The following is a 10,124-nucleotide window of genomic DNA, read 5'->3' as shown; positions in this document are numbered from 1 at the left end:
GCGGTGGCGGTGGCAGTGATGGTGGCTGGGGCTTAGCGATCTGCCAGTGTGGCGCTAAATGGCTGTAGCTGGCAGCAGCGATAGTGCTGGCGGCAATACTACGGACAGGTCTGGCGAACCGGGTCGCGCATACCTGTCACGTGACTTGGTGGTGGGCTCTGTGGCCATGATCATTCCCAATGCCTTCCCGTAGGGGATGTTGTCAACTCACAGACTCTGCGTTTGGTCAGGTCAAAGGCATGAAGGCGGTGGGGTAAGGCTCCTCCTACGGATCAGAAGGTTGGGGTTTCGAGTACCTCCGGCCGCACAGCAGGTCAAAGGCCCTTCGGGATCATCCCGGAGGGTCTTTTTCGTGTCCGTACAGCAGCGATATACAGCAACGGGATCTGCTGCCTTCGTCACCGCCCCTGACGATGTGCCGGAGAGGCTGCTGATGAGCCCCTGTTTTGTCTCACCCGTCTGCGAAGATCCTGAACTCCCCGTACCCGAAGTGACGGAGTCTCACGACATGAGCGATGAGCGGCCCGCGGGCGTCGACATGTACCGCTACTACCGGCGTCTTCTCAAAGATCACTGGCTGGGGACGGCTATCTGCTGGACCGTCGTTGTCCCCGACAACGGTGAACCGCTCACGCTCGCCGAGATCGGGGAACGAGTGAGTGGCGGCGCGAACCATGAGATCCACGAGAAGGCACGTTTCGAGGACGACTACTCCGACGAGGCCGCCTGGGCGATGCTGGTGGGCCAATCCGGCCCGATGACCGAGTTGTTCGAGGACAACGGCTACCACGGCGTCCATCCGCCGACGCTTTCACGGCTCAGTGTCGGCGCACGGGCCTACAGCGTCTACTGGAACGTGAACGCCAACAACAGCGTCGCCTTCGCCGCCGATGGAGAGCTGCTCCTGATGGTCGATGCCATGTACCCGGAGGCGTGGGCACAGGAGCCGAATCTGGCGCGCTGGCCCGAATTGGCGGTCATGGCGCCGCACTTCAAATGGAGGAACGGGAAGAGCTGGCGAGCGGCGGCGCTGGCGACGATCGAGCTGACCACAGGAGCCAGGCTGAGCCTGGATTGGTTTGACCAGGAGCGCCCATATCTCACTTCCCAAGATCCTGTATCGGATTGAGCAGAGGTGGGGTGAGCTTCCCTATGAGAGGGTTGATGACGACTGTGACGGCATTCGATGAGAGTGAGCGTCTGATCTGGGCTGGGCAGGCCGGAGCGTACGCCGGTTCTTTCGCCAGGCTCTGCGCTTTTCCCGTCGAGTGGCTGCTCGATGCCGCCGAAGTCCGGTTGGGAACGCATGTGCTCGATGTTGGCACCGGCACGGGAACTGCTGCGGCGGCTGCCTGCGGCCGGGGCGCCAAGGTGACTGCAGTGGACGCCGAACCCAGCATGGTCGAGATGGCGGCGTTGAATATTTCGACGGCTGATGTGCAGGTGGCCGCTCTACCCAGTCTTCCCTTCAGAGATGATGAGTTCGACGCCGTGGTGGCGAACTTCGTCCTCAATCATGTTGGCCAGCCGCTACCGGCGTTGGCCGAGCTGCGTCGCGTGACCCGTCCAGGCGGACGAATCGCTTTGACGATCTGGTCGGTTCCAGCCGCAGCGGGGCAGGCCCTCCTCGGGCGAGCGATCCAGGCCGTCGGCGTGACCCGGCCCGCTCACCTCCCGCCGCTCTCTCTTGAGAACGACTTCCCGCACACGAAGCAGGGCTTCGCTGCTCTGCTCGATAAAGCCGGGTTCGCCGAGGTCTCCTGCCAGACCCTCAACTGGGATCACCGCACGACGCCTGCGGAGTGGTGGAGCGGTGCGGTTGCCGGAGTCGGATTCACCGGGCACGTCGTGGCCAGTCAGCCTCCTGAGCTCATTGCGGAGATCAAACGGCACTTCGACCTGCTCAGCACTGAGTTCACCGGTCCAGACGGATCATTATGGCTCCCCCACACGGCCCTTCTGGCGTTTGGGAAAGTCTGAGGCAGGATCGGTTCACCATCGGCACCGCGGTCTTGGGAGCCAACCTGGGAGCCAAAGCCCCAGGCGTGGGAGCGGACGAACTGTGAGCCGTCACGGTTGAACACCATGCCGAACAGGCTCATCTTCCCGTCGACGGTGGTGGAGCCATCATTTCGGCCGAAGGTCACGCCCTTCCAGGCAGGAGGTCGTACGGTCGTCGCGTCTGCCCCTGCGGGCGGCCCCTGGTTGTGCAACCGCCCGCAGGGAGTCGTGAGCGCGACGGCACGGGAGGCCACTCGCCGTGCCGCCGCGCTGCTCATGGAGCCGTTCTCGGCTCGGTGCGGTGCTCGTCGAGTCGTTCGGCGATCCGGGCTGCGACCTGCGGCACGTCATCGGCGGCGGCGGATTCGGCGGGTTCTTCCATGAAGGTGGTGCCCCAGGTGAAGAACTCGCCGTTGTGGTCGGCCCACACGGTCAGGTCGGCGCCGAGGACGAGGCGGGGTGGGCCTTCGTCGTAGAAGATCTCCGAGATGATCCGGTGTTCGTGCAGTTCGGTTCGCAGACGTCTCAGGGCGGTGATCGCGCCGGGCTGCCGGGTGGACGCGTTCACCCGGTCGTCTGTGGGGGTGTCGTGGGACGGGATCACGACCGGTCCCCTTTCCTGCGGGAAGTGGTGGGATGGGACTTGTTCGTCGGGGCCTATGGGCAGGACGCGGGGGTGGGGAACGAGCCCCAGGGTCGACAGCGGCGGTGGTGAGACCTGCGGCTCGATGTCGGCCTGCTGCATGAGGTCCCACAGTTCGGCGGCGCTTTGGGCGTGGATGATGCGGCACTGGCGTGGGTCGGTGAGTTGCCACGCCTCGAAGCGGCGGTGTCGCAGGCTCCACATGACCAGCCAGGTCGGCGCGTACTGCTGCACTTGTCGGGCGGCGCGGGTGGCGTCGGCGTCAGCGCGGGACAACATGCTGTGCCGGGATGACGTCGGCCAGCAGCGGGAGTTCGCTTTCCAGGAGGCTGGCGGCGGGGCGGGCGCGCAGGATCCGGTGGTGCTCGGCGAGTTGGGCCGCGGCCACGGGCAGCCTCAGCGCGGAGCTGAGCAGGGGCGGGTTGGAGTGGCTGCGTTCGGGGCTGGTCCACCAGAAGTTCTCGCCGTCGGTGTAGGCGAGCAGGCCGAGGAAGACGGAGACGATGGCGTTGCCGGAGGCGAGGGGGTGGACGTCGGTCGAGATGCCGTAGACGTTGTCCAGGATGGCGGCGAGTTTCTCGGCGAGCTGGACGGCGGTCGGCTGTTCGGCGGGGGTGGGCGGCGGAGCGGCATACGCCTGGGAAACCGGAGCACTGCCGCGCCTGCTCATGGGGGTGCCTTGCGGGGTCGCGTTCATGCTGCGACCTCCCAACGGCGGGGCTGGTGCCGTCGGGGTGAAGGGGTGTTCGGGGGGCGGCTCCGGCCGGGGGCGGCGGTGGGCCCCGGCCGGAGGGTCTGGAAGGCGAGCGGCCAGGTGGCCGACTTCAAGCCCATGCTCGGAGGCGAGGAAGCGGCCAAGTTGGCGGCGGTGCGGGCCCTGCGGTGGGCGAGGGTGTCGCGGGCGAGCGCCAGGCGGGTCGCGCGGTCGGTTCGTGTCTCGACCGGGCGGGGCGTGGGGCGTCGGTTGTCGTCGCGTCGGGCCGGTGCGGTGGCGGCGGGTCGTCGGGCCGGGCGGGAGAAGAGGGAGGGCGTCCGCTCGGGCAGTGGCGTGGGTGCGGTGGGAGCGGCCGGTGCGGGCGGCTCGGAGCGGCGCTGCGCGGGGATCAGGGGGATGACCTCGGTGGGTGCCACGGCGACGGGCTGCTCGACGAGGGGGAAGGGCTGCGGGCCGGTGCGGCGGCGCGCTTCCAGGCGCTGGGCCATCAGCTCGCCGGTCGGCTGCGCGTACTCGTGGTCGGTGGCCTGGCCAAGGCAGTGATGAGCGTAGGGGGCATGTCCGCAGACGGCGCATCCCATCGGCAGCGGTGACGCGTCGGCGAAACAGGAACAGCCGCTTGCCGTAGTCCGGTCAAGAACCGGAGCATTAGGGTTGTTCACGGGTCAGGAGGACCTTCCTGATCAAGGGGCCCGTCCTGGTGTCAGCTACCGGTGACGGGCTCCGTCTTGTGCGTGGGCAAGTCGTGTCGTCACTGTTCGCCTACGCTTCGATCCGAACGGTCACCATGGTGCTGCGTTGCCTCTCGTGGAAGTGCCACAGTCTGTGTCACCGAGAAGTCAGACCGCGCCCACCCATTCAGCGAAACCCACCAGGCTTTCGCCGCTGGACCGGTGCAGGCGCAACAGGGTCTTGACATCCTCACGGACCCACGGGTGTTCACGTGTGTGCTGTGGTGCGATCCGGCGCGCGGTCAGCAGTGACTCGAAGGCCGCGTCTTTCTGACCGGCCCACAGCTGTGCTCTGGCCAGGTCGATGAAGAAGCCGCTGCGGCGCTCGGCATGCATTTCCGGCGGCGGTGACCAGTCGCAGACCAGGGCGAGGGCGTGCTGGAGATGGCGATCTCCGAGACCAAGAGCGACGGATACCTCGTGAACACGGACGGAGCAGGGGCCGAACGCGGTCCCGTAGTAGATGTCCTCGGGGACCTGGTCACCGAGTTGCCGTGCCTGTCTCAGATGGGTCATCGCGGCATCGGCATTGGCTGCTCGCGCTGCGATGACGGCCGCCCTCATGTGCAGTGATCCCAGGACGCCGAGACGCAGACGCCCGGCTTTTCGCGGCAGCTGGTCGATCGCGGATTCGAGCGCGCGCAAGCCCGCCTGGTAGGTGTGCGCAGCGAAGAAGACCTCGGTCCGGACATACGCCGTGGACGCACTGAGCAAAGGATCTTCGGCGAGGGCCGAGGTCTGGCGCATCAACTCGATCAATCGAGCCGACAGATCGAGGTAGCCGTACTTGTAGGCGACCGCATCGGCTGCCCGGTAGGCGGCCACCAGCAGCGCCGAGATGTCTGCTGGATCGCCTGGCGCGTGCATCCCGCGGATGAGCTCGCCGAGTAGTTCGGGCAGGGTCTGCGACAGTCGCACGTACTGGGCGCTCAGGCGCTTTTGGACTACGCCGGTGACGGCTGTTCGAAGCGCGGGCATAGGGCGTACCGGACCCTCGTCGGGAATGTCGTAGGTGGCGATGACCTCGCGAAACGCGGGGATCGCGGCGTGGACGCGACCGTCGAGGCGGCTGGAGTTCCCCAGGAGCCGGGAGGGGTCAACGCTCAACGCCGTGGCGACGGCGTCCAGGACGGGGTCACTGGGGGTACGGGTGCCTTGCTCGATCTTCCGGAGCAGACTGAGGGAGATGTGGGCTGCCAGGGCGAGTTCTTCTTGGGTCATGCGGCGCGCGCTGCGGATCGCGGCTATGTGACTCCCGGGGCCTTCGCCGGAGGCTTTGCGGGGCATCTTGGCTCCGTTCATCCAGACAGGACAGATGGCAGTTCCGTGATGCTGTCGATCTGCCAATCCACCGCTTTCAGCACGGTTTCGTCGGCGCCCCACAGATGTCCCCAGGGGCCACGCCGGATCATGCACGTGCGCAGGCCGAGAGCTTTCGCGGGGATGATGTCGTTCGCAGGATGATCACCTACGTACACCGTTTCGTGGGCAGGCGCCTGGGCGAGCCGAACGACCTGGTCGAAGAATCCAGGATCGGGTTTCGCGACCCCCCATTCCTCCGACGTGACGATCACGTCGGCGGGGATCGACAGCCCTCGCAAGAGGTCGCCTGCTCTGGTCGTCTGGTTTCCGGCGACGCAGACACGAAGCCCCGCGTCGCGCAGGGCTTGCAACCCGGGCCGTACATCGGGGTACAGGTCGCTCTCGTCGAGGTACTCGCCTTGGCCCGCCTCCTCGCGAGCCCGGCGCACCGCGTGCAGGTCGATGCCCGGCCGCAGGAGACGGACCGCTTCCGCGTTGTCCATGCCCAGCGCTGTTACCGCACCGACCAGGGCGGACAAGGTATGGCGGGGAACGTTCAGCCAGTCGGCCCAAGATCCCCAGTACCGGTCATCGCGAACCAGCGTCTCGCCGATGTCGAATACCACAGTCGTGACCACACTTCGGAGGGTAAGCCAGCGGGGTGCCGTTGTATTGCATGATCCGCTCGTTTTCCCAGCGCGGAGCGCGGTTTGCTGTAGCGGCGGGTGTGGCGACGCGAGGAAGACGGTAGTCAGCTGTTTACAACTACATGGAGGCTTTGGCTGCGCTCACGTAGGCGATCGGTCCGCCAGAGGTGGATGTGAGGCGCTTGTCCAGAAGGAGTTTGCAGGCTGGGCAGCGAGCATTCCATGCGGCGAGAGGGTGCGCTGAGGGTTGCGTCCACAGTGGTGATGTACAGCGTCGATACAGCAACGCCGCCTTACAGGATCGCTCCCCACCGATCTGCGACCACCGTCTGAGCCGTGCGAGATCTCACCGACGAAGTGTTCCGCTCTTCTCCGCGAATCAGGGGATCATCGGGGCCAAGGGGTAGGACCCTGCCGGCTGCGTAGCGGGAATGATCACTCTTGAGAGTGAGGGCAGCGGGCGGATGGATCCGGATAATGGGCGGATGTTCGCGGCGGGCCGGACCGACAGGGTGGTTGACGGGGTGCTTGCGGCGGGCGTGGTCCTGGCTACGGTGATGCCGCTTGTTCTGCCCGATCCCGATCCGTGGTGGATCATCGGGCTGGGGCTGCTGGCGTCGGTGCCGGTGGGGTGGCGCAGGCGGGCGCCAATGGCGGTGGCGGTGGTGGTCGGGGCGGCGATGTCGGTGTTGGTGACCTGGGAGAAGCCGTTGCTGCCCTTCGGGCCGCTGCTGGCCGTCTACACGATCGCCGACCTGAGTCCCACGTGGAAGAGGCTGGCGGCGATTCCGGCGATCGTGGCGGCTGTGGGGACCTCGTTGGTGCTGCCGGGGGAGAACGACGAGACCTTCCGGCTGGTGGGGACCGCCTTCGTGGCCGCCTACGCGCTGGGCACCAGTGTCAGGGCGAGCCGCTCGCGAGCCGCCGAGCTGACCGAGCGGGCGCGGCGGCTGGAGCAGGAGCACATCGCGGCGGCGGCCGAGGAACGCACTCGGATCGCGCGCGACATGCATGACATCATCACCCACTCCGTTGGGCTGATGGTGGTCCAGGCCGAAGCCGGGCCGGTGGTGGTGCGCGGCGACCCGGACAGGGCCGAAGCGGTTTTCGACGCGATCGCCGACATTGGAAGAGGTGCGCTGGCCGAGCTCCGGGGGGTGCTCACCACGCTGCGGGCCCCTGGCGAAGGTGGCGGACCGGCGTGCGGCCATGCCGACGAGCCCCTGAGCGAGTCACTGTTCCAGCCACGTCTGGCCAACCTCCCCGCGTTGCTCGACCGCAGCGGTCTCGATGTGGTGAGTACGACCGCCGGTATCCCGCGCCCGGTCGCCGAAAGCGTTGAGGCCGCCGTCTACCGGATCGTTCAGGAGGCGCTCACCAACGTGCGCAAGCACGCCGGTACGCGTGCCGTACACCTCGCTCTGACCTGGGGGGAGCGCCTGACGGTGGAGATCACCGACGACGGGCGAGGGCCGGGCGAGCGCGGCGGGTACGGGCTGGCCGGGATGCGAGAACGGGCGGCGGCATGCGGCGGGACGTTCAGGGCCGAGGCGGGGCGGGGCGGGGGATTCATGGTGAGAGCCGAATTTCCGCTTGAATAGCCGCATGTTGCGGGTGCTCATCGCCGACGACCAAGACCTCTTCCGCGCGGCGTTCGGGCTGATCCTGGGGGCGCAGCCGGACATGGAGGTGGTCGGCGAGGCCGCCGACGGCGAGGAGGCGATCGCCGCGGCCGGGCGGCTCCAGCCGGACGTGGTCCTGATGGACGTGCGCATGCCGGGCAGGAACGGCATCGAGGCGACCAGGGAGATCTGCGCCACCACCGCTGCCAAGGTACTCGTGCTGACCATGTTCGATCTCGACGAGTACGTCTACGACGCGGTCCGGGCGGGGGCGAGCGGCTTCCTGCTGAAGGACATCCGGCGCGACGAGCTGGCCTACGCCGTCCGTACCGTCGCCTCGGGTGAGGCCCTGCTGGCCCCGGCGGCGACCAGGAGGCTGCTTGAGGACCTGGTGCGCAGACCCGCCCACGGTGTCGCCCCCCGGCTGACGGCCAGGCTGGACGCACTGACCGAACGCGAGCGCGAGACGCTGAGGCTGGTCGCGCACGGCCTGTCGAACGCGGAGATCGCCGCCGCGCTCGTGGTCACCGAGCACACGGTCAAGACACACGTCAGCCGCATGCTCACCAAGCTGGACCTGCGGGACCGGGTCCAGGCCGTGGTGCTCGCCTACGAGTCCGGGCTGGTGGTCGCCGGCAGGAGTGACAACGGAGATCACACCCGCGAGTGACGCGCCCGCGGGGTGGGGGAAAGCACGATCATCGGCATGGAACGCATCCTGCTCACCCTCGCCTCCGCCGTCCTGACGCACTTCGGCACCGGTCTCCATCCCGTCTGGTGGCTCACCTGGCTCGCGCCGATCCCTGTCCTGTTCCTGGCTCGCCGGGCAGGCGGGGGTACGGCTTTCGCCGCCGGGACGTTGGTCTGGCTCACCGGCCAGGCGCAGATGTGGCCGTACTTCACCGGACCCCTTGAAATGCCACCCGCGCTGGCCGCCGCCTTCATCGCCGGCCCCGCGCTCTGTTACGGCTTGGGTGTGCTGCTCTTCCGCACCCTGATCGTGCGCGGCAGGCCGCTGCCGGCGGCGTCGGCCGTACCGGCCGTCTGGGTCACCGCCGAGTACGTCATGAACCTCGCCGCGCCGCACGGGGCCTGGTGGAATCTGGCGTACACGCAGGCCGACGTCCTGCCCGTGCTGCAGACCGCCTCGGTCACCGGGGTATGGGGCATCACCTTCCTCCTGCTGTTCGTGCCCGCCTCCGTCGCGGTCCTGCGGCCACGTGCGGCGATGGTCTCGGGTGTGCTGGTCGCGCTCACGCTCGGCCATGGTCTCGTACGGCTCGCGACGCCCGCCGACACCGGGGGACGGAAGGTCGCGCTGGTCGCGACGGACGACTCCGAGCAGCTCGTCCGCCGGTACGGCGAGGCCGTGGACGCCGCGGTGGCCCGCGGGGCGGAGATCGTGGTGCTGCCCGAGAAGGTTTTCAAGACCGCCGACCTGCCGTTCGCCCGCCCGGGCGTGGAGGTGGTCGCGGGGATCGCCATGGAGACCAACAGCGCGGTGAGCTACCCCTCCGGCGTGCGCTACGACAAGCACCACATGATCCCCGGGGTGGAGCGCCAATTCCGGCCCGGCACCGGCCTGGCCTTCCTCGACGGCAATCGGCTCGGCCTCATCATCTGTAAGGATTTGGACTTCCCCGGCCTGGTCAGGGAGTACGGCAGGGCCGGTGCCGCCGCCCTGCTCGCGCCGGCCTGGGACTTCGGCGAGGACGCGTGGCTGCACAGCCGCATGGCGGTGGTGCGCGGCGTGGAGAACGGCCTCGCGGTGGCCCGCGCCGCACGTGGGGGACGGCTCACGGTCAGCGACAACCGCGGCCGGATCCTGACCGAGCGCCACACCGGCATGACGGGCATGACCACGGTCACGGCCACCCTGCCTCGGGAGGGCTCGGCCACCCTCTACACCGTCCTGGGAGACTGGGCCGCGTGGGCCTCGGCAGGGTTGCTGCTGCTCGCGCTCGGTGCGTCGGCCCGGAAGAAATCCTCCGGCCCGGTGAGCGAGAGTCCGGCCGGCTCACCTGCACGCTCTTTGAACAGGTCCTAGTGACCGTAACCGGCGCGTAAGCGCGGTGAGCATCCCCGCCTCACCGGGGTCAGCAGGTCGTATGAAGATCTTGTTCACGGATGGAGTATCACCCGCCCTGCACTTTTAGGTACACGGCAATTTCATTTGGCGGCCCCGGACGCCGTCACCGGCACCAGGACCGCACAGAGCAAGATCCGGGATATGCGCGAGATGATCTCGGTTGTCGGACCCGACGCGAAGGTCGTACGTCCGGCTCGGAGAGTGTTGCCCAACCGAATCGTTGATCCGCTGTAAAACCGTCGACCTTTCTCTGAGCTGGATGTTCTCTCGCAGGTACCCCTGGCTGTACCTCTGTTCGGGTGTGTGCGGGAACGACGGGGAGGGTTCGTGCCTGGTGTGCTGATCGCTGTCGGTCGAGCTCCTCCAGGGAGAAG

General features: G+C 67.6%; 10 protein-coding genes. 5 read left to right on the top strand and 5 right to left on the bottom strand.

What is annotated here, in order from left to right:
* Positions 1-352 precede the first annotated feature (352 nt).
* Together ACIBH4_RS37200 and ACIBH4_RS37195 are read left to right on the top strand one after the other, a co-directional pair.
* On the top strand, positions 353-1,129 hold the full coding sequence (locus ACIBH4_RS37200; RefSeq protein WP_362769940.1) for a DUF6461 domain-containing protein: 777 nt from the start codon (positions 353-355) through the stop codon (positions 1,127-1,129).
* A gap of 35 nt (positions 1,130-1,164) precedes the next feature.
* Entirely contained in the window at positions 1,165-1,980 is an 816-nt protein-coding gene (locus ACIBH4_RS37195) for a class I SAM-dependent methyltransferase (protein WP_362769938.1), read from the top strand.
* A gap of 295 nt (positions 1,981-2,275) precedes the next feature.
* Here the strand turns inward: ACIBH4_RS37195 and ACIBH4_RS37190 are convergent, their stop codons facing one another.
* From ACIBH4_RS37190 to ACIBH4_RS37170, 5 genes are all read right to left on the bottom strand, one after another.
* Positions 2,276-2,923, bottom strand: coding sequence for a hypothetical protein (locus tag ACIBH4_RS37190; protein WP_362768947.1), 648 nt, complete (start codon positions 2,921-2,923; stop codon positions 2,276-2,278).
* Entirely contained in the window at positions 2,907-3,341 is a 435-nt protein-coding gene (locus ACIBH4_RS37185; RefSeq protein WP_362768949.1) for a hypothetical protein, read from the bottom strand. The genes ACIBH4_RS37190 and ACIBH4_RS37185 overlap by 17 nt, the downstream gene beginning before the upstream one ends.
* Positions 3,338-3,940, bottom strand: coding sequence for a hypothetical protein (locus ACIBH4_RS37180; protein WP_362768952.1), 603 nt, complete (start codon positions 3,938-3,940; stop codon positions 3,338-3,340). Before ACIBH4_RS37180 ends, ACIBH4_RS37185 begins: the two co-directional genes overlap by 4 nt.
* A gap of 258 nt (positions 3,941-4,198) precedes the next feature.
* Positions 4,199-5,377 (bottom strand): helix-turn-helix transcriptional regulator, encoded by a 1,179-nt coding sequence (locus tag ACIBH4_RS37175; protein WP_362768955.1) that lies wholly within the window; start codon positions 5,375-5,377, stop codon positions 4,199-4,201.
* An 11-nt stretch (positions 5,378-5,388) separates the two neighbouring features.
* Positions 5,389-6,030 (bottom strand): HAD family hydrolase, encoded by a 642-nt coding sequence (locus ACIBH4_RS37170; protein WP_362768957.1) that lies wholly within the window; start codon positions 6,028-6,030, stop codon positions 5,389-5,391.
* A gap of 440 nt (positions 6,031-6,470) precedes the next feature.
* Here ACIBH4_RS37170 and ACIBH4_RS37165 point away from each other — a divergent pair, with 440 nt between their 5' ends.
* Genes ACIBH4_RS37165 through ACIBH4_RS37155 form a run of 3 tightly spaced genes read left to right on the top strand, consistent with a single transcriptional unit; the run spans position 6,471 to position 9,708 of the window.
* Complete coding sequence (locus tag ACIBH4_RS37165) at positions 6,471-7,640, top strand: sensor histidine kinase (protein ID WP_362768960.1); 1,170 nt, start codon at positions 6,471-6,473, stop codon at positions 7,638-7,640.
* 4 nt (positions 7,641-7,644) lie between these two features.
* A complete protein-coding gene (locus tag ACIBH4_RS37160) occupies positions 7,645-8,331 on the top strand; it encodes a response regulator transcription factor (RefSeq protein ID WP_362768963.1) in 687 nt (228 codons plus the stop codon).
* 36 nt (positions 8,332-8,367) lie between these two features.
* The gene (locus ACIBH4_RS37155) at positions 8,368-9,708 is read left to right on the top strand and encodes a nitrilase-related carbon-nitrogen hydrolase (protein ID WP_362768966.1); all 1,341 of its coding nucleotides are present in this window, start codon (positions 8,368-8,370) and stop codon (positions 9,706-9,708) included.
* Positions 9,709-10,124 lie beyond the last annotated feature (416 nt).

The organism is Streptosporangium sp. NPDC050284 (assembly GCF_044459525.1).
Lineage (GTDB): Bacteria > Actinomycetota > Actinomycetes > Streptosporangiales > Streptosporangiaceae > Streptosporangium.
Note: the sequence above shows the minus strand (reverse complement) of the source record. Positions and strands in the feature narration are given on the sequence as shown.

Bases quoted from the DNA above. Each gene is read 5' to 3' on its own strand.
- ACIBH4_RS37195 (WP_362769938.1), top strand. From the start codon at position 1,165: ATGACGACTGTGACGGCATTCGATGAGAGTGAGCGTCTGATCTGGGCT.
- ACIBH4_RS37190 (WP_362768947.1), bottom strand. From the start codon at position 2,923: ATGTTGTCCCGCGCTGACGCCGACGCCACCCGCGCCGCCCGACAAGTG.
- ACIBH4_RS37185 (WP_362768949.1), bottom strand. From the start codon at position 3,341: ATGAACGCGACCCCGCAAGGCACCCCCATGAGCAGGCGCGGCAGTGCT.
- ACIBH4_RS37180 (WP_362768952.1), bottom strand. From the start codon at position 3,940: ATGGGATGCGCCGTCTGCGGACATGCCCCCTACGCTCATCACTGCCTT.
- ACIBH4_RS37175 (WP_362768955.1), bottom strand. From the start codon at position 5,377: ATGCCCCGCAAAGCCTCCGGCGAAGGCCCCGGGAGTCACATAGCCGCG.
- ACIBH4_RS37165 (WP_362768960.1), top strand. From the start codon at position 6,471: ATGATCACTCTTGAGAGTGAGGGCAGCGGGCGGATGGATCCGGATAAT.
- ACIBH4_RS37160 (WP_362768963.1), top strand. From the start codon at position 7,645: ATGTTGCGGGTGCTCATCGCCGACGACCAAGACCTCTTCCGCGCGGCG.
- ACIBH4_RS37155 (WP_362768966.1), top strand. From the start codon at position 8,368: ATGGAACGCATCCTGCTCACCCTCGCCTCCGCCGTCCTGACGCACTTC.